The following is an 18,199-nucleotide window of genomic DNA, read 5'->3' as shown; positions in this document are numbered from 1 at the left end:
CCCCCGCAGCCACTTGCCCCTCCGTCCCCTCATCTTTCGCTTCACTCACGGTAGTTGAAGAGTATCGACCGGCACTGACACGCTGCCCCGATGCGCTCACCAGCTCCGCCGCAGCAGCGGATCCGGATGCTCCTCGAGGTCGTCGACGACGAGGCGGAGCTCACGCACACCACCGAGGCGTTCGGCGAGCGGGGATGGCCGGTCCGTGCCGCGGAGCCGGCCGAGCGCCCGGCATCCCCGGCGCCGCGGCGCACGTACCTGGTGGCGGAGGTGCGGTTGCAGGGGGCTCGCGTTCGCGCCGTGCGCCATGCCGTGGACGACGTGAGCCGCATGGTGAAACGGGCCGGGCTGGGAGTGTGGGTACGGGATGCCCAGCTGATCCGGGCGCCGCGGGAGGTACTCGTGGCGTATCACGTGCATCGCACGAACTCCCGCGACGGCGACGGCCTGCGCGCCCGCGCGCTGCGCTGGTGGCGGGACCGGGGCGGCGCGGACACCGGGCGGATCGTGCGTACGGTGCCCGGGACCGGGCCCGAGGAGGTGCTGGCGGATCTGTCGGGCCGGCGGTTCGGCCCGGAGCCCTTCGACGCCGCGGCGCACGGCGTGCGGGTACCGTCGTACGCCGACCCGCGTCCGCCCGAGCACGACGAGTCGCCGGAGGAGCGGCGCGTCCGGTGGTTGTGGCTGGGTGCCGCGGGGGCCGGCGTTCTGGTGGCGTGGATCTGCGGGATGGCGCTGCACTGGGTGTCCGGGTGGTGGCGGCTGCTGCCGGCACTGCTCGCGTTCGCCGGGGCACTGCCAATGGGGCGTACGGCGAAGGAGACGCGCGATCGGTCCTTGCCGGTGCAGCTCGCGCTCGGCGCCGGCTTCAGCCTCGGGATCGGCGCGCTCGGCGCCATCATGGAGGGCCGGTCGCAGGGCGGACCAGGGATGTGGCTGGGCGGGCTCGCGCTCACCGGGATCATCCTGTTCACCGGGTTCGGCGTATGGATGGCGCTGCGTGGCACCTTCGTGGTGCGGCACTCGGCCTGGATCGTGCCGCTGGGCATCCCGGTCGCCTGGGCGATGTACGCGTGGCTGGGCGACTTCATGCACGCCATCTATCTGGACGAATTCGGCATCCCCGAGGGAACGGTGCCCTTGGAAGGCTTCTGGCGATATCCGGTGGCCACGCTGCCGATGGGTCTGGCGCTGGCGAGTGCTCTGATCTTCACGGCGGCGGCAGGCTGGCTGCGCCACTTCCACGTGGCCCGCGGCGAGAACCGGATGTATGCCGTTTCCGTCACGGTTCTGCTCGCGCTCACGTATGTGCTGACGTCGGTCATCATCGGTGCCGAGCGGGCCGCGTCGGCCGCCGGGCAGGCGGCGGACGCGGCGCAGGACGGTCGGCAGCCCGACGGGTACTACGGCATCCAGGGCACCCTGCTGTGCGTCACCCCGGTCAGGAAGGACCCCGTTCCGGTGGAGCGGGGTCCCATTCCGCGCGACCACGCGGTGCTGTCCTTCGGATCGTCCGGGGACTGGATCTGGCTATGGGACCCCGAACGGGTCCGGGACCTGGACGACCGGTCCGAAGCCGGGATCCCGGACCACCCCCCAGCCGTCTTCGCCGTGCGCCGCGGCGACGTCCGCCTGGAGGAGGCAAAGCCCTCTGCAGACGCCCAAAGCCCGGCCCCATGCCCGCCTGCCACCGGTGCTGAAAAGACCACGTCGTAGAAAAACTTTGTGAAATGGTTCACCCGGCCCCTTGGCCAGGGACGCGTCTTCGTGCTGTGATCAGCTCACGGTCTTCATGCTCGACGGCGCGCTTGGGGAGGGAAAGGTGGCGGATACCGCCATGTCACAGCCTGGTTCGGTCACGGGCGGCACGGATGATTCGGCGCTCGGCCGGGCGGTGTGGCGGTTGCGTTCGCGCGGCTGCTGGGATGATGCGGCGGCGCTGCTGGCGCCCGGGGCGGAGAAGGACGCCTATCTCGCCGTGGAGCGGACCCACCTGCTGGTCGAGCGCGCCATGTTCACCGGCGACGGCTGGGCCCCGGCCGAGGACGCGCTGCGGGCCGCCGAATCCCTCGCCGGCGACAACGAGGAGCGCGGCGCCGCCGCCTGCGAGCGCGGCAACCTCGCGTACGCCACCACCGTCTTCCGCGGCCGCGACCGCTCCGACGAGGCCCGGGTGGCGCTCGGCCGCGCGGCGGCGCTGCTGACACCGGGCTCGCGGCTGCGGCCGCGGCTCGACTTCCGCCGCGGCCTGGTCGCCCACCACATCACCCGTAACGCCGCCGCCGCGCAAGCCGCCTTCAAGCGCGCGCACGAGGCCGCGGCGGCGCAGGGCGACGCGCTGCTGTGCTCCTTCACCTGGCGGCATCTGGCCGGCCTCGCGGCCGAGGACGGCGAGCGGGCGGAGGCGCACAAGGGCTTCTCCGAGTCGCTGCGGATCCGCGAGGAGCTCGGCTATCTCGTCGGCATAGCGCCCGCGCTGGCGTCCCTCGCCGACGTGGAGGACGAGGAGCCGGAGGCGACCCGGCTGCGCGGCGAGGCCCGCCGCCTGGTCCGCCTCCTGGGGGGCGTACCGAAGTGGCTGGCGGACCAGCTGGCGCAGCCGGCGTCGTAATCCTCGTCATCCTCAGCCGGATCCTCGTCATCCTCAGCCGGTCGCCGCCGCCGGATCCCAGTCCGCCGGCAGCGGCGCGGGCACCGCGAAGTCCCCGCCCACCGGCCAGAACGACCCCTCGGCCGCCGACCGCTCGATCGCGCCCATCGTCTCCAGTACGTGCTGCGCCAGCTCCCCGGACGCGCGGTGCGGCGTCCCGGCGCTCAGCGAGCGGGCCATGTCCAGCACCCCCATGCCGCGGCCGTGCGTGGCGCCCTCCGGCTCGATCCGGGTCCAGTCGTCCGAGCCCGCGGGGCGCAGCCGCACCTGCCCGCCGAAGGTGTTCGGGTCGGGCAGGGCGAGGGTGGCCTCAGTACCGGTGAGCTCGATGAACCCGTGCCGCTGCAGCGGCGAGTCGAAGCTGAAGACCAGCGTGGCGGCCGGTCCCGAGGCGTACTCGACCAGCGCCGAGACATGCGTGTCCACCTCGACCGGGAAGTCCCGGCCCGCCTTCGGCCCGGAGCCGACGGTACGGACCTCCCGGGCCCGCCGCGTCACCGCCGCCGCCCGCGAGGCCGGGCCGAGCATCGCGGCGAGGGCGGTGAGGTAGTACGGGCCCATGTCGAAGAGCGGGCCGCCGCCGCGGAGGTAGTAGAACTCCGGGCTGGGGTGCCACGACTCGGGGCCAGGACCCTGCAGCAGCGCAAGAGCGCTCAGCGGCGTCCCGATCCGCCCGGAGTCGACCAGCCGCCGCGCCGTCTGCAGCCCGGCGCCGAGGAAGGTGTCGGGCGCGCAGCCGAGCAGCACCCCGGCGGTCTCGGCCTCCTTGAGCAGCTTGCGTCCCGACTCGGGGTCGAGGGTGAGCGGCTTCTCATTCCAGACGTGCTTGCCCGCCGCGATGGCGGCGGCGGCCACCTCGTAATGCGCCACCGGGACCGTCAAGTTGACGACGAGTTCCACGCCCGGGTGGGCGAGCGCGGTCTCCGCGGTGCCGTGCAGCGGGACGCCGTACGCCTCCGCCTGCGTCCGCGCCCGGTCGGTGTCGAGGTCGGCGCAGAAGAGGACGCGCAGGTCGGGGAAGGCGGTGAGGTTCTTCAGATACTGGTCGCTGATCGTGCCGCAGCCGACGACTGCTATGCCGAGCGGGTCGGTCATCGGTTCTCCTTCAGCCAGCGGAAGCTGTCCTCGACCGCGGTGAGCATGTCGGTGGCGCAGTGGTCGAGTTCGACGATGTGCCAGCGCGCGGCGGGCGCGGCGGCGAGGACCTCGAGCACCGGCATCCGGCCGTCGCCGACCGCGGTCATCGGGTCGTCGTGGTTGATGGGCCCGTCCTTTACGTGCAGATGCGTGACGCGGTCGCCGAGGCGCCCCAGCAGCGCGGGCACGTCCTGCCCGCCGACGGCGGCCCAGTACGTATCGACCTCGAGGAAGACCGCCTCGTCCAGCTGCCCGGCCAGCACCTCCAGCGCGGGCCGGCCGCCGACCTGCTGCTCCAGCTCGAAGGCGTGGTTGTGATAGCCCACCTTCAGCCCGTGGTCCACGGCCTTGGCCGCCGCCTCGTTGAGCTCCCGGGCCACCGCCGCGACCCCGTCGGCGTCCGCGAACCGCTCCGGCGGCTGGAAGGGCACCACGACGGTGTCGGTCCCGAGCGTACGGGCCGCGCGGAACAGCTCGTCCGCCCCGTTGCCGGTCCCATCACCCAGCGCGGGCCCGTGCGTTGAGCTGACCGCCAGCCCGGCGGCGTCGAGATCGGCGCGCAGCGCCTCGGGATCGGTCAGGGCGTCGAAGCACTCGACGGCCTGATAGCCGTACGAAGCCAGCGCCTTCAGGGTGCCCTTGCGGTCGGCGGCAAGCTGTTCGCGAACGGTGTAGAGCTGCACGGCCAGTGGCGGCACGGGCATGGGAGCCCCTCCCTTTTCGATAACTTTTCGCTTGCATTTGACGGTACGGGCGGCCTCACCTGCGGTCAACACCCCTACATTGCAAGGGAGTTTTTCGAAAAAGGAGCCGCGCCATGAGATCCACCCTCACCGAGATCGCCGCCTCCGCCGGCGTCTCCGTCTCCACGGTGTCCAAGGTCCTCAACGGCCGCACCGACGTCTCCCCCGCGACCCGCGACCGGATCGCCCGGCTGCTCGCCGACCACGGCTACCGCACCGCCGGCACCCCGACCGCCGGCAGCGGCATCGTCGACCTGGTCATCGGCGGGCTGCAGAGCCCGTGGGCGGACGCGCTGGTGGCCGGCGCGGTCGGCGCGGGCGTGGAGGCGGACTGCCGCATCGTCGTCAACGACGTGCCGGACAAGGAGGGCAGGAAGAGCAAGGAGCTCGCCGCCACCCTGGAGCGGGTCGCCGCCCGCGGCACCGACGGGGTGCTGATCGTGCACCATCTGCCCGCCCGCCGGGACCGCGACCGCCTCGCCGCCAAGGGCGTGCCGCTCGTCATCATCGACCCGCCGGAGGAGCCGGGCGCCGGGGTGCGCTCGGTCGCCTCCACCAACTGGCACGGCGGCCTGGCCGCCACCCGCCACCTGCTGGAGCTCGGCCACCACCGGATCGCCGCGCTCGGCGGCCCGCCGCACACCTGGTCGGCCCGCGCCCGCGTCGACGGCTACCGCGCCGCGCTGCTGCAGGCCGGGGTACCGGTGGACGAAAAGCTGGTGCACAGCGCCGCGTTCAGCCCGGAGGCGGGCCGCGCCTACGCGCTGCACCTGCTGGATCTCCCCGAACCCCCGACGGCGATCGCCGCGGGCAACGACGCCCAGGCCTTCGGCGTCCTGCAGGCGCTCGCGGAGCGCGGCCTGCGCGCCCCGTACGACATGAGCGTCACCGGATTCGACGACGTCTCGGTGGCCGCATGGGCGGCGCCCGCGCTCACCACCGTCCGCCAGCCCCTCGAAGCCATGGCGGCGACGGCCTTCCGCATGCTCCGCCTGGTCACCACGGGCAGCGCGGCGCCGCCGGAGCAGGTCGAGCTGGCGACGACGCTGATCGTACGGGAGAGCACCGCGCCGCCGTCGAAAGAATCTTCGCCCAGTCAGTAGCGAAGCGGACAGGGGTCTGCAATTCTCCAACCGTCCTTCGCAAGAAGGTGTGTTGTTGCCTCCAAAGGAGCCAGAAGACCCCATGAAGAGCCGCATAAGCCCGTATTACGGACGAAGACTCCGCGCGAGATGGCGGCCCTTCGCCGCCCTGCTGGCCGCCACCCTCCTCCTGCTCGGCCTGCCCACCTTCACCGCCACCGCGGCCGGCGGCCCCGACCTGGCGGCGGGGCGGACGGCGACCGCCTCGAGCGCCAAGGCCGACTTCGGCGCCGCCCGGGTCACCGACGGCAACCAGGGCACGTACTGGGAGAGTTCGGGCTCCGACCTCCCGCAGTGGGTGCAGGTGGACCTCGGCGAGAGCAAGCGCGTCGACGAGGTCGAGCTGCGGCTGCCCGCCGGCTGGGAGGAGCGCAAGCAGACCCTCTCCGTGCAGGGCAGCGCGGACGGCACCGGCTTCCACGCCCTCGCCTCTTCCACAGCGCACACCTTCTCCCCGGCGAACGCGAACACGGTCAAGGTCGGCTTCGCGGCCGCGCAGACCCGCTTCGTGCGCATCAACATCACCGCCAACACCGGCTGGTCCGCGGGCCAGCTGGCCGAGTTGAAGGTCTTCGGCGCGGGCGACGACTCGTCCGCGAACCTGGCGCTCGGCAAGACCTTCAAGGCCAGCACCCACACCCAGTCCTACGTGGCCGCCAACGCCGGCGACGGCAACCGCGCCAGCTACTGGGAGAGCGAGAACGGCAAGCTCCCCCAGTGGGTGCAGGCCGACCTCGGCGCGGGCCTGCGGGTCAACAAGGTCGTGCTGAAGCTCCCGGCGGGCTGGGAGGAGCGCAAGCAGACCCTCAAGCTCCAGACCAGCCAGGACGGCGAGAACTTCACCGACCTGACGGCCGCCAAGGAGTACACCTTCGCACCCGGCACCGACAACAGCGCCACGATCACCTTCGACACCGCCACCACCCGCTACGTCCGCGCGCTGATCTCCGCCAACACGGTCCAGTCGGGCGGCCAGCTCAGCGAGCTCGAGGTCTACGGCCCGGCCACCGGCGACACCCAGGCGCCCACCGCGCCGAAGGACCTCGCCCTCACCGAGCCGGCGTCCGGCCAGATCAAGCTCACCTGGGGCGCGTCCGACGACGACAAGGGCGTGACCGGCTACGACATCTACGCGAACGGCGAGCTGCGCACCTCCGTCGAGGGCAACGTCACGTCGTACACGGACACCCAGCCCGCAAGCGCCACGGTCACGTATTACGTGCGCGCCCGCGACGCGGCCGGGAACCAGTCCCCGAACAGCAACTCCGTGACCCGTAAGGGCGATTCCGGCGACACCCAGGCGCCGACCGCACCCGCCAACCTCGCCTACACCGAGCCGGCGAGCGGCCAGATCAAGCTGACCTGGGGCGCCGCCACGGACAACGTGAAGGTCACGGCGTACGACATCTACGCCGGCGGCGAGGTGCTGAAGACGGTCGACGGCGGCACGACCACGTACACCGACACCCGCCCGGCGAGCGCGACCGTCACCTATTCCGTACGGGCCAAGGACGCCGCGGGCAACGTCTCCGCGCCGAGCAATTCCGTCACCCGCCAGGGCACCGGCGACGGCGCCAACCTCGCGGTGGGCAAGCCGATCACGGCCTCCTCGACCACCCAGACCTACAAGGCGGAGAACGCCAACGACGACAGCACGGCCACCTATTGGGAGGGCGCGGCGGGCAGCTACCCGAACACGCTGACCGTGAAGCTCGGCGCCAACGCCGACGTCAGCGCGGTCGTCGTCAAGCTCAACCCCGACCCCGCGTGGAGCACCCGCACCCAGAAGCTGGAGGTGCTCGGCCGCACCCAGGACGCCACCGACTTCACCTCGCTGGCCGCGGAGAAGGAGTACTCCTTCAGCCCGTCCGGCAACCAGAACGCGGTGAAGATCCCGGTCAGCGGCCGGGTCGCCGACGTCCGCCTGAAGTTCACCGCGAACAGCGGCGCGAGCGCCGGGCAGGCGGCGGAGTTCCAGGTGCTGGGCACGGCCGCGCCGAACCCCGATCTGGAGGTCACGAAGGTCGCGCACACCCCCGAGGCACCGGTCGAGTCGGACATGCTGACGCTGTCCGCGACCGTACGCAACGGCGGCAAGGAGGCGTCCGGCGCCACCGACGTCGCGTTCCGCCTGGCCGGCGAGAAGGTGGATACGGCGGCCCTGCCCGCGCTCGCGCCGGGCGAGTCAACGACGGTGAGCGCGGTCGTCAGCGCCCGCGAGGCGGGCTCGTACCCGCTCAGCGCGACGGCCGACGACGCGAACAAGGTGGTCGAGACCGACGAGGGCAACAACACCCTCGCCGCGGCAGCCCCGATCGTCGTCAAGCCGATCCAGAGCTCCGACCTGGTGCCGTCCGTCTCCTGGACGCCGAGCGCACCGACCAGCGGCAAGGACGTCGACTTCGCCGTCACGGTGAAGAACCAGGGCACCCAGGCGTCGGCGGCGGGCAGTCACGCCATCACGCTGACGGTGCAGGACGCGAACGGCGCGACGGTGAAGACGCTGACGGGCGCGCACAGCGGCACGATCGGCGCCGGCGACTCCGCACCCGCGGTGAAGCTGGGTCCGTGGACGGCGGCGAACGGCCACTTCTCCGTCAAGGTGACGGTCGCGCCCGACGCCAATGAGGCCGAGGCCAAGCGGGAGAACAACACCGCCACCCGGTCGCTGTACGTGGGCCGCGGCGCCGACATGCCGTACGAGACGTACGAGGCCGAGGACGCGGCGGTCGGCGGCGGCGCGCAGGTGGTCGGACCGAGCCGGGACATCGGCGCGATCGACGGCGAGGCGTCGGGCCGTAAGGCGGTCACGCTCAACGAGACCGGCGCGTCGGTGGAGTTCACCACCAAGGAGCCGACGAACACGCTGGTGACGCGCTTCTCGATCCCCGACGCCGCGGGCGGCGGCGGGATCAACGCGACGCTGAACGTCTACGTCGACGGCAAGTTCCGCAAGGCCCTCGACCTGACGTCCAAGTACGCCTGGCTGTACGGGGCCGAGGGCTCCCCCGGCAACACCCCGAGCGCGGGGCCGCCCCGGCACATCTACGACGAGGCGCACCTGTTCCTCGACGGCACCGTCCCGGCGGGCAGCAAGATCAAGCTCCAGAAGGACACGGCCAACACCTCGAAGTACGCCATCGACTTCATCGATGTGGAGCAGGTGGCGCCGGACGCGAACCCGGACCCGGCGGCGTACGCCGTGCCGACGGGCTTCACGCACCAGGACGTGCAGAACGCCCTGGACAAGGTTCGTATGGACACGACCGGCAAGCTGACCGGCGTCTATCTGCCGGCCGGTGACTATGAGACGAGCAGCAAGTTCCAGGTGTACGGAAAAGCGGTCAAGGTGGTCGGAGCCGGCCCCTGGTACACCCGCTTCCACGCGCCGAAGTCGCAGGAGAACACGGACATCGGTTTCCGCGCGGAGAAGACCGCGAGCGGCTCCGCCTTCTCCGGCTTCGCCTACTTCGGCAACTACACGTCACGTATCGACGGCCCCGGAAAGGTCTTCGACTTCCAGAACGTCTCCGACATCACGATCGACAATGTCTGGAACGAGCACATGGTGTGCCTCTACTGGGGCGCGAACACCGACAACATGACCATCAAGAACTCCCGCATCCGCAATATGTTCGCCGACGGCATCAACATGACCAACGGCTCCACCGGAAACCGGGTGGCGAACAACGAGTCGCGCGCCAGCGGCGACGACAGCTTCGCGCTGTTCTCGGCGATCGACGCGGGCGGGGCCGACATGAAGGACAACGTCTACGAGAACCTCACCTCGCTGCTGACCTGGCGGGCGGCCGGGATCGCGGTCTACGGCGGCTACAACAACACGTTCCGGAATATCCGTATCGCGGACACCCTGGTCTACTCGGGCATCACCATCAGCTCGCTGGACTTCGGGTATCCGATGAACGGCTTCGGCACGGAGCCGACGACCTTCGAGAACATCACCATCGACCGGTCAGGGGGGCACTTCTGGGGCGGCCAGACCTTCCCGGGGATCTGGCTCTTCTCGGCATCGAAGGCATTCCAGGGAATCCGCATCAACAACGTCGACATCAACTCCCCGACCTACTCGGGCGTGATGTTCCAGACGAAGTACACGGGCTCTCAGCCGGAGAACCCGGTCAAGGACACGATCCTGCGTGACGTGACCATCCGCGACGCGCGGAAGAGCGGCGACGCGTACGACCACAAGTCGGGCATCGGCATCTGGGTCAACGAAATGGCGGAAGCCGGCCAGGGCCCGGCGGTGGGCGAGGCCACCTTCCACAACCTGAAGCTGATCAACTGCGCGGAGGACATCAGGAACAGGACGACCACCTTCAAGCTCAACATCCTGCCGTAGAAAGGGGGGATCGCAAGCGCTTGCGGCGGCCGGTGCCCACGAGCAAGGATGCAGCTCACGGCACCGCCGCCGCAGCGCGGCGCACACCACCAGGAGAACCCCGCATGGCCCTGTTCGACATGCCCCTCGACCAGCTGCGCGCCTACCGCCCCGAGCGCACCGAGCCCGAGGACTTCGACGCCTTCTGGAAGCGCACCCTGGACGAGGCGGCGGACCACGACCTCGCGGCGGAGTTCCGCCCGTACGACGCGGCGCTGAGTGAGGTCGAGGTGTACGACGCGTCGTTCGCGGGGTGGGGCGGCCACCGCATATCGGGCTGGTTCATCGTCCCGAAGGGCGCCGAAGGCCCGCTCCCCTGCGTCATGTACTACATCGGTTACCACGGCGGCCGCGGCGCCCCGCACGACCACCTCGCCTGGCCGGCCTCGGGCCGCGCCGTCTTCGTCGTCGACACCCGCGGCCAGGGCGCCTCGACCGGCAACCACATGGGCGCGACGGCGGACCCGCACGGCGGCGAGAACCCGCAGAGCCCCGGCTTCATGACCCGCGGCATCCTCGACCCCGAGCACTACTACTACCGCCGCGTTTTCACGGACGCGATACGCGGCGTCGACGCGGCGAAGACGCACCCGGCGGTCGACCCGGACCGGGTGTACGTCTGCGGCGGCAGCCAGGGCGGCGCGATCGCGACCGCCGTCGCGGGCCTGCGCGACGACGTGCGCGGCGCGATGATCGACGTCCCGTTCCTGAACCACTTCCGCCGCGCGGTGGAGATCACCGACAACGAGCCGTACCAGGAGATCGTCCGCTTCCTGCGCACGCAGCGGGGCACGGATGAGCAGGTCTTCCGGACGCTGTCGTACTTCGACGGCACGAACTTCGCGGCGCGGGCGGACTGCCCGGCGCTGTACTCGGTGGCGCTGATGGACCAGACGTGCCCGCCGTCGACGGTGTTCGCGTCGTACAACCACTGGTCGCACGCGGAGAAGGACATCACGGTGTACCCGTGGAACCTGCACGAGGGCGGGGCTTCGGAACAGCGGTCGGTGCAGCTGAGGTGGATGCGGGGGCGCTAGCGCGCCGGGCGGTCGAGGAGGCCAGCAGCGGGGGCAGCCTCAGCGGAGCAACTCCTCGGCCGCCGCGACGGCGGCGTCCCCGTCGCCCGCGGCCATCGCGTCCACCACCGCCGCGTACGACGCCCGGCCCGGGCCGGCCCCGAGCCGGGCGGTCGCGCGTGCGGCCTGCGCTCTGCGCAGCACCGTGTCGGCGACGTCCGCCAGTTCTCCGTTGCCCGCCAGGGCGAACAGCTCCGCGAAGAAGCCCCGCTCGGCTGCCGCGCCGAGCGGCTCCGCGTCCGCGGCCAGCGCTGCCGCCCGCAGGCGGTCACAGTCCGGGGCGGGCTCCTCGGCGGCGGCCAGCCGCCTGATCACCGGCAGCACCAGCAGCCGTCGCACCTCGGCGAGCTCCTCCCGTACCGGCGCGCGTCGCTCCACCACCCGGAATCCGACGTTCGGGACGACCTCGACGACGCCCTCGGCCGCGAGCTGCTGCATCGCCTCCCGTACCGGCGTCGCCGAGACGCCGAGCCCGGCGCCCAGCGTCGGTGCCGAGTACACCTCCCCGGCCCGCAGCTCGCCCGAGGCGAGCATCGCGCGCAGGGCGTCCAGCGTCTGCGCCCGCACCGACGACCGCCGCAGCCGGGCCGGCGACCCGCCGCCGCCGAACCCCGCGCCCGCACGCTGCCGCGGCACGCGCAGCGCCTCCGCGCCCAGGTCCGCCTGCTCGGCCATCCCGCTACTCCCGCTGCTTCCGCTGGTCCCGCTGATCCCGCACACCCGCATTACGTCCGAATAGTCCCGTTCCCCCCGACCGTGCACCCTAGGCCAGGTCACCCATTCGCGACACCCCCGCGCGCCCCGCTTGCATCACGCACCGCCGCCATGGGTAAGGTAAGGCTTACCTAGTTCAACCCGTCAGGCCTCCCTGTCACCCCTCCGCCGGTGGTATCCCTCATGAGCGCTCCTGCCCTGGTCCCGCACGCCTCAACGGCGTCGCGGCGCGCCATCGTCGGACCGAGCCCGTTCACCGCCGCGTACGCCCGGCTCGGCGAGGTCTTCCCGACGCTCGGCGTGACCGAGCTCACCCCGGACCAGCCTGACCCCGACCCCGCTGACGGCTGGCTCCCGGCCCGTACGCTCGCCGCCGACCCGGCCACCCTCGACCGCTTCCTCTCCTGGGACGCCGAGCAGGTGCAGCGCGATTACGGGCAGCCTGGCCGCGCCGACGTCATCGCCAGCTTCGGCCTGCACCGCTACGCCTGGGGCGTCTGCCTGCTCGCGACCATCCCGTGGTTCCTGCACCGCCGGGTGCCGCGGATCCCGGTCGACGCCGTCTCGTACCACCGCGGGCAGGGACGCATCGCCGTCCGGCTCGACGCCTTCGCCTGCCTGCCGGGCGACCCGGCCGCGGCGCTGCCGGACGCCCGTGTCGTACCGGACGAGGAGGCGCTGCGCGCGGAGGTGCGGGCCGCTGTCGCCGAGCATCTCGCGCCCGTTCTGGACGCCTTCGCGCCGCGGATGCGGCGCGGGCGGCGGGCGCTGTGGGGGATGGCGACGGACGAAATCGTGGAGGGGCTGTGGTATATCGGCTCGCTCCTCGGTGAAGAGGACCGGGCGGTGGCCGAAACCCAGCAGTTGCTGCCGGGGAACAGCGCACTCCAGGCGCCGTACGCCGGTGGTGCCTCCTTCCGCGCCCTGCCCGGGAAGTGCGGCGAAGACCTCCGCACCCGCGACCGGGCGAGCTGCTGCCTCTTCTACACCCTTCGCCCGCAGGACACTTGTGTCACCTGCCCGCGCACGGGCGATGCCGAACGCGTCGAGCGGCTCAGCGCAACCAGTTGACGCCTACGCCACTCCTTCGTGTGGCTGAATCCCGAAGCGCCAAGTGGACGGCGGAATTCCGCCAAGATGACCCCTCAAGAGGCACGCAAGCGAAGAATGCGATGCGAGGGGCATCCAATGTCAATGAACGCCATATCTCTGGACTGGCTGCTCCCGGCAGGCGTGCTGGTACTCGGCGTCGGCGCCGCGGTCGCGGTGACGTTGCGGGGACGGCGGGCCGACGACAAGGGCAACGACACGTGGGAGCGGATGGAGGAGCGCCGCCGGCGCAAGGAGACGCTCTACGGCAGCCTCTCCTACCTGCTGCTCTTCTGCTGCGCGGCGGTGGCCGCCGCGCTCTCCTTCCACGGCCTGGTCGGCTTCGGGCGGCAGAACCTCAACCTCTCCGGGGGCTGGGAGTATCTGGTGCCCTTCGGGCTCGACGGGGCGGCGATGTTCTCGTCGGTGATCGCGGTCCGCGAGGCCAGCAATGGCGATGCCGCGCTCGGCTCCCGGCTGCTGGTGTGGACGTTCGCCGGGGCCGCGGCCTGGTTCAACTGGGTGCACGCCCCCCGCGGTCTGGAGCACGCGGGCGCCCCGCAGTTCTTCGCGGGGATGTCGCTGTCCGCCGCGGTGCTGTTCGACCGGGCGCTGAAGCAGACCCGCAGGGCCGCGCTGCGCGAACAGGGCCTGGTGCCGCGGCCGTTGCCGCAGATCCGCATCGTGCGGTGGATGCGGGCGCCCCGTGAGACCTTCAAGGCCTGGTCGCTGATGCTGCTGGAGGGCGTGCGGACGCTCGACGAGGCGGTCGAGGATGTGCGCGCGGAGAAGCGCGCCAGGGAGCGGCAGCGGGCCGAGGACCGCGCCAGGGCCAAGGCGATGCACCGCGGCCTCGGGTTCCGGGCGCCGCACGCCGAGGTCACCGCCGTCACGGCGGGCCCCGCGGCGAAGGCCGCGGAGCTGCCGGCGCGGGCGGCGGCGCCGCGCAAGCCGGCCGCTGCCGCCGCCGAGGGCGAGTCGTCGGCGGCGCCGCGTCTGGACAGCCTGGAGCAGAAGCTCACCGACCTGGAGAAGCAGTTCGGCTGACGCCGCTGCCGCCGCGTGCGGCAGTGGTTTCGTACAACGTTGTCATCGAGGTTGTCCACAGGCCTTGATTCCGAGTTCACGGCCGGGAAAGGCTGGTTCGCGACGGAACAAGCCTGAGGAGCTCGCATGCACGACGATCGCCTGCTGGTGGAGGGCCGCCTGGACCGGGCCCTCCGCCAGCACATCCGGCCGGCGCTCTACACCGACCGGACCCCCCTCACCCTCACCGTGTGGCACGCACCGGGCGAGCCGGTGCCCGTATCCGAGGCCCTCAAGGGTGCGTACGAGCCGTTCGCCACCGGCAGCGCCTGGGGCTCGCCGTGGTCCACCAGCTGGTTCCGGCTGGCCGGCCAGGTCCCGGCGGACTGGGCGGGCAAGCGCGTCGAGGCGGTCATCGACCCCGGCTTCAGCGGCGACCAGCCCGGCTTCCAGGCCGAGGGCCTCGTTTACGACGCGGAGGGCGTCCCGATCAAGGGCGTGCACCCGCGCAACCGCCATGTCCCGATCGCCTCCCCGGCCGCGGGCGGCGAGCCGGTGCGGCTGCTCTTCGAGGCCGCGGCCAACCCGTCGGTGCTGCGCGACTTCTTCCCCACCGAGCTCGGCGATGTCACCACGGCGGGCGACCAGCCGATCTATGTCTTCCGCTCCGCCGACCTCGCGGTGCTGGACGAGGGCGTCTTCCACCTGATCCTCGACATCGAGGTGCTGTCGGAGCTCATGCACGAGCTCCCGATGGACCGCCCCCGGCGGCACGAGATCCTGCGCGCCCTCGAGACCATGCTGGACACCCTCGACCTGCACGACGTCCCGGGCACGGCCGAGGCCGCCCGCGCCGAGCTCGCGGGCACGCTCGCGCAGCCCGCCGCCGCCAGCGCGCACCGCCTCTCGGCGACCGGCCACGCACACATCGACTCGGCATGGCTGTGGCCGCTGCGCGAGACCGTCCGCAAGGCGTCCCGCACCTTCGCCAATGTCACCGAGCTCGCCCTCTCCGGCGACTATCCGGAGCTGGTCTTCGCCTGCTCCCAGGCCCAGCAGTACGCGTGGGTGAAGGAGAACCAGCCGCACGTCTTCGAGCGCATCAAGAAGACCGTCCAGTCAGGGCAGTGGGCCCCGGTCGGCTCGATGTGGGTGGAGTCGGACGCCAACATGCCGGGCGGCGAGGCCCTCGCCCGCCAGATCGTGCACGGCAAGCGCTTCTTCATGGAGGAGCTGGGCTACGAGACGGAGGAGATCTGGCTCCCCGACTCCTTCGGCTACACGGCCGCCTTCCCGCAGCTGGCCAAGCTCGCCGGCATCCGCTGGTTCCTCACCCAGAAGCTGTCGTGGAACCAGACGAACAAGATGCCCCACCACACCTTCTGGTGGGAGGGCATCGACGGCTCCCGCGTCTTCACCCACTTCCCGCCCATCGACACGTACAACGTGGAGTTCCAGGCGCGCGAACTGGCCCACGCGGAGAAGAACTTCACCGACAAGGGCCGCGCCACCCGCTCGCTGGCCCCGTTCGGCTACGGCGACGGCGGCGGCGGCCCCACCCGCGAGATGCTGGAGAAGGCCCGCCGGCTGCGCTCGCTGGAGGGCTCCCCGCGGGTGGAAGTGGAGGCGCCCGCGGCGTTCTTCACCAAGGCCGAGGAGGAGTACGGCCCGAAGGCGCCGGTGTGGTCCGGCGAGCTGTACCTGGAGTTCCACCGCGGCACGTACACCTCCCAGGCGGACACCAAGAAGGGCAACCGCCACAGCGAGCACCTGCTGCGCGAGGCGGAGCTGTGGGCGTCCACGGCCGCGGTCCGCAATCCCGCATACGCCTACCCGTACGACGCGCTGGACCGGATCTGGAAGACGGTGCTGCTGCATCAGTTCCACGACATCCTGCCGGGGTCGTCGATCGCCTGGGTGCACCGGGAGGCGGCGGAGACGTACGCGCGGGTCGCGGAGGAGCTGCGGCAGATCACGGCCGAGGCGATCGAGGCGCTCGGCGCCGCCGATCTCCCGGCGGTCTTCAACGCATCGCCGTACGCCCGCACGGAGGTCGTCGACGTCGACGGGGCGCCGGTGGCGGTCACCGTCCCGGGCCTGGGCTCGGTCAGCGCTTCCTCGGGCGCGCCGGTCAGCGAGGTCAGCGCCACCACCGCCGGCCAGGAGATCGTCCTCGACAACGGCAGGCTGCGGGTCACGATCGACGCCGACGGCCTGCTCGCCTCCGTCCGCGACCTGACCGCCGACCGCGAGGTACTGGCCCCGGGCACGCGGGGCAACCTGCTCCAGATCCACCCCGACCACCCCAACCAGTGGGACGCCTGGGACATCGACAAGTTCTACCGGAACAAGGTCACGGACCTGACCGCGGCCGAGTCCGTGGAGCTGGTCGAGGACGGCCCGCTGCGCGCCACGGTCCGGGTCACCCGTACCTTCGGCGAATCCCGGATCGTGCAGGACGTGACCCTCGCCGCGGGCAGCGACCGCCTCGACATCACGGCGGACGTCGACTGGCACGAGTCGGAGAAGGTCTTGAAGGCCGCCTTCCCCCTCGATGTGCACGCGGAACGGTCCACGTCGGAGATTCAGTTCGGCCATGTGCACCGGCCCACGCACGTCAACACCAGCTGGGACGCGGCCCGCTTCGAGATCTGCGCGCACCGCTGGCTGCAGGTCGCCGAGCCGGGCTACGGGGTCGCGGTGCTCAACGACGCCACGTACGGCCACGACGTCACCCGCACCCCGCACCGCGACGGCCTCGGCACCACCGTGCGGCTGACGATCCTGCGCGCCCCGCACTTCCCGGACCCGCGCACCGACCTCGGCCGGCACCGCTACCGCTACTCGCTCCTCCCGGGCGCGGGCGTCGGCGACGCGGTGGCGGGCGGCCTGGCGCTCAACCTCCCGCTGCGCACGGCCGCGGCCCCGGCCACGGCACCGCTGGTCGCGGTCGACGACCCGGCCATCACCGTCGAGTCGGTGAAGCTGGCGGAGGACCGCAGCGGGGATGTGGTGGTGCGGCTCTACGAGTCCCGTGGCGGACGCGCCACCGGCGAGCTGACCGCGTCCTTCGACGTGGCGGCCGCCCAGGTGACGGACCTGCTGGAGCGTGAGCTCGGCCCGGCGGAGCCGGGTGCGGACGGTGGTTGGGCCGTGGAGTTGCGGCCGTTCCAGATCCTGACGCTGCGGCTGCGGCCGGCGGGCGCGTAACCGGCACGCCAACGCGCCGCTGCCCGGCACGAACCGTGAGGTCCGTGCCGGGCAGCGGCGTATTCATTCATTGCTGGGCCACCGGAGCGGTCGGTAACCCTGAGCGGCCAACTGCCGCCCGGAGTTACTTCAGGGAAGCCGGCTCCTCGACCACGGTCTGGCCGGGGGCGTCCTCGCTGTTGCCCGGCATGTCGGTCGGGAGGGTGACGCTCGCGTCGCCGGTGGCGGAGGCGTCGGCGCCCGCGCCCTCGTTCTTCTTGTCCTCCGACACGTCCTTGCCCAGGACGGCGCCGTGGACCAGGTCGTTCCCGATCAGGGAGCCGAGGAACTGGCAGGTGTCGACCATGTACTTGTACTCCTTGCCACCCTCCTCCTTGACGGTGCAGTTGGAGGAGCCACCGTCGCCACCCAGCTGGGCGGCGGAGGCGGCCGGGGCGGCACCCGCAGTGAGGACGGCGGCGACGCCCGCCACGGCAGCAATGCGCTTCACGGACTTCTTGGCAGACATTCGATGCTTTCCTTCCTGCCCTGGGGAGCGGGCAGATGAGTTTGCCGGAATCGGACGAGATTCATCCTGCGCGATCCGATGGCCATTTACCGAATCGCTACGCCGGGCAAACCACTCGTTTGGCCGAGCCCGCCGCATTCTTTCTCCCGAACGGCCGCACCCAATGTGATATATCGACTTCCCTAATCCCCTATCTAATCGCCGCTTGATGGCCGGAATTCGCTGTTTCGCCGATGTTTTGCTGACGATTGGTCAGCTTTCCCAGACCGCGGCGGCGGTGCGGTCGTCGGCGTATCCCTTTGCGCGCAACTGCACATCGGCGAGGAAGGCGGCGAGGCCGGGCGGCGGGGTGTCGTGCCAGCGTTCGGCGAGGCGGTCGGCGAGGGCGGGCTGGCCGCGGAGCGGTTCGGCGAGGCCGGGGCCTGCGAGCAGGAGGACGTCGTCGGGGCGGGCTACGGAGGCGCGGAAGACGAAGGGGAGGGTGGGCTCGTTGGCGCCGCCGGGC

The 18,199-nt window shown here is 71.6% G+C and carries 12 protein-coding genes and 1 pseudogene; 8 read left to right on the top strand and 5 right to left on the bottom strand.

Translation table 11 applies throughout. The features are described 5' to 3' along the window. Positions 1-90 precede the first annotated feature (90 nt). Both G5C51_RS28345 and G5C51_RS28340 read left to right on the top strand, forming a co-directional pair. The gene (locus G5C51_RS28345; RefSeq protein WP_165241150.1) at positions 91-1,716 is read left to right on the top strand and encodes a ZIP family metal transporter; all 1,626 of its coding nucleotides are present in this window, start codon (positions 91-93) and stop codon (positions 1,714-1,716) included. A 121-nt stretch (positions 1,717-1,837) separates the two neighbouring features. After that, positions 1,838-2,611 carry a hypothetical protein gene (locus G5C51_RS28340; protein WP_206314423.1) on the top strand — a complete coding sequence of 258 codons (774 nt, stop codon included), beginning with the start codon at positions 1,838-1,840 and terminating at the stop codon, positions 2,609-2,611. A gap of 33 nt (positions 2,612-2,644) precedes the next feature. On the opposite strand, the gene G5C51_RS28335 is transcribed toward G5C51_RS28340, so the two are convergent. Together G5C51_RS28335 and G5C51_RS28330 are read right to left on the bottom strand one after the other, a co-directional pair. Further along, positions 2,645-3,745, bottom strand: coding sequence for a Gfo/Idh/MocA family protein (locus G5C51_RS28335; RefSeq protein ID WP_165241146.1), 1,101 nt, complete (start codon positions 3,743-3,745; stop codon positions 2,645-2,647). Beyond that, the gene (locus G5C51_RS28330) at positions 3,742-4,491 is read right to left on the bottom strand and encodes a sugar phosphate isomerase/epimerase family protein (protein ID WP_165241144.1); all 750 of its coding nucleotides are present in this window, start codon (positions 4,489-4,491) and stop codon (positions 3,742-3,744) included. Before G5C51_RS28330 ends, G5C51_RS28335 begins: the two co-directional genes overlap by 4 nt. Positions 4,492-4,604: 113 nt before the next feature. Here G5C51_RS28330 and G5C51_RS28325 point away from each other — a divergent pair, with 113 nt between their 5' ends. The 3 genes from G5C51_RS28325 to G5C51_RS28315 all read left to right on the top strand — a co-directional run bounded on the left by G5C51_RS28325 (position 4,605) and on the right by G5C51_RS28315 (position 11,108). Beyond that, positions 4,605-5,633, top strand: coding sequence for a LacI family DNA-binding transcriptional regulator (locus G5C51_RS28325; protein ID WP_165241142.1), 1,029 nt, complete (start codon positions 4,605-4,607; stop codon positions 5,631-5,633). Positions 5,634-5,715: 82 nt separating this feature from the next. Further along, on the top strand, positions 5,716-10,032 hold the full coding sequence (locus G5C51_RS28320; RefSeq protein WP_165241140.1) for a discoidin domain-containing protein: 4,317 nt from the start codon (positions 5,716-5,718) through the stop codon (positions 10,030-10,032). A 104-nt stretch (positions 10,033-10,136) separates the two neighbouring features. After that, entirely contained in the window at positions 10,137-11,108 is a 972-nt protein-coding gene (locus tag G5C51_RS28315; protein WP_165241138.1) for an acetylxylan esterase, read from the top strand. Positions 11,109-11,147: 39 nt separating this feature from the next. On the opposite strand, the gene G5C51_RS28310 is transcribed toward G5C51_RS28315, so the two are convergent. Further along, positions 11,148-11,822 carry a GntR family transcriptional regulator gene (locus G5C51_RS28310; protein ID WP_165241136.1) on the bottom strand — a complete coding sequence of 225 codons (675 nt, stop codon included), beginning with the start codon at positions 11,820-11,822 and terminating at the stop codon, positions 11,148-11,150. A 222-nt stretch (positions 11,823-12,044) separates the two neighbouring features. On the opposite strand from G5C51_RS28310, the gene G5C51_RS28305 reads away from it, so the two are divergent. The 3 genes from G5C51_RS28305 to G5C51_RS28295 all read left to right on the top strand — a co-directional run bounded on the left by G5C51_RS28305 (position 12,045) and on the right by G5C51_RS28295 (position 17,186). Continuing rightward, positions 12,045-12,932, top strand: coding sequence for a (2Fe-2S)-binding protein (locus G5C51_RS28305; RefSeq protein ID WP_165241134.1), 888 nt, complete (start codon positions 12,045-12,047; stop codon positions 12,930-12,932). 117 nt (positions 12,933-13,049) lie between these two features. Then, positions 13,050-13,997, top strand: coding sequence for a DUF2637 domain-containing protein (locus tag G5C51_RS28300; RefSeq protein ID WP_165241132.1), 948 nt, complete (start codon positions 13,050-13,052; stop codon positions 13,995-13,997). 126 nt (positions 13,998-14,123) lie between these two features. Then, complete coding sequence (locus G5C51_RS28295) at positions 14,124-17,186, top strand: alpha-mannosidase (protein WP_165241130.1); 3,063 nt, start codon at positions 14,124-14,126, stop codon at positions 17,184-17,186. Between the two features lie 124 nt (positions 17,187-17,310). Here G5C51_RS28295 and G5C51_RS28290 read toward each other — a convergent pair whose 3' ends face one another. Continuing rightward, positions 17,311-17,694: a hypothetical protein gene (locus G5C51_RS28290; RefSeq protein WP_165241128.1), complete on the bottom strand. Its 384-nt coding sequence runs from the start codon at positions 17,692-17,694 to the stop codon at positions 17,311-17,313. Between the two features lie 252 nt (positions 17,695-17,946). Continuing rightward, positions 17,947-18,199, bottom strand: a pseudogene (locus G5C51_RS28285) (protein phosphatase 2C domain-containing protein); the annotation flags it as partial.

Origin of the sequence: Streptomyces coryli, assembly GCF_011044975.1 — a bacterium.
Classification (GTDB): Bacteria; Actinomycetota; Actinomycetes; order Streptomycetales; family Streptomycetaceae; genus Streptomyces; species Streptomyces coryli.
This window is presented reverse-complemented; position numbering and strand designations above follow the sequence as displayed.

Coding starts and splice junctions, on each gene's coding strand:
- G5C51_RS28320 (WP_165241140.1), top strand. CDS start 5,716: ATGAAGAGCCGCATAAGCCCGTATTACGGACGAAGACTCCGCGCGAGA.
- G5C51_RS28305 (WP_165241134.1), top strand. CDS start 12,045: ATGAGCGCTCCTGCCCTGGTCCCGCACGCCTCAACGGCGTCGCGGCGC.
- G5C51_RS28300 (WP_165241132.1), top strand. CDS start 13,050: ATGTCAATGAACGCCATATCTCTGGACTGGCTGCTCCCGGCAGGCGTG.
- G5C51_RS28335 (WP_165241146.1), bottom strand. CDS start 3,745: ATGACCGACCCGCTCGGCATAGCAGTCGTCGGCTGCGGCACGATCAGC.
- G5C51_RS28345 (WP_165241150.1), top strand. CDS start 91: ATGCGCTCACCAGCTCCGCCGCAGCAGCGGATCCGGATGCTCCTCGAG.
- G5C51_RS28315 (WP_165241138.1), top strand. CDS start 10,137: ATGGCCCTGTTCGACATGCCCCTCGACCAGCTGCGCGCCTACCGCCCC.
- G5C51_RS28310 (WP_165241136.1), bottom strand. CDS start 11,822: ATGGCCGAGCAGGCGGACCTGGGCGCGGAGGCGCTGCGCGTGCCGCGG.
- G5C51_RS28295 (WP_165241130.1), top strand. CDS start 14,124: ATGCACGACGATCGCCTGCTGGTGGAGGGCCGCCTGGACCGGGCCCTC.
- G5C51_RS28340 (WP_206314423.1), top strand. CDS start 1,838: ATGTCACAGCCTGGTTCGGTCACGGGCGGCACGGATGATTCGGCGCTC.
- G5C51_RS28330 (WP_165241144.1), bottom strand. CDS start 4,491: ATGCCCGTGCCGCCACTGGCCGTGCAGCTCTACACCGTTCGCGAACAG.
- G5C51_RS28290 (WP_165241128.1), bottom strand. CDS start 17,694: ATGTCTGCCAAGAAGTCCGTGAAGCGCATTGCTGCCGTGGCGGGCGTC.
- G5C51_RS28325 (WP_165241142.1), top strand. CDS start 4,605: ATGAGATCCACCCTCACCGAGATCGCCGCCTCCGCCGGCGTCTCCGTC.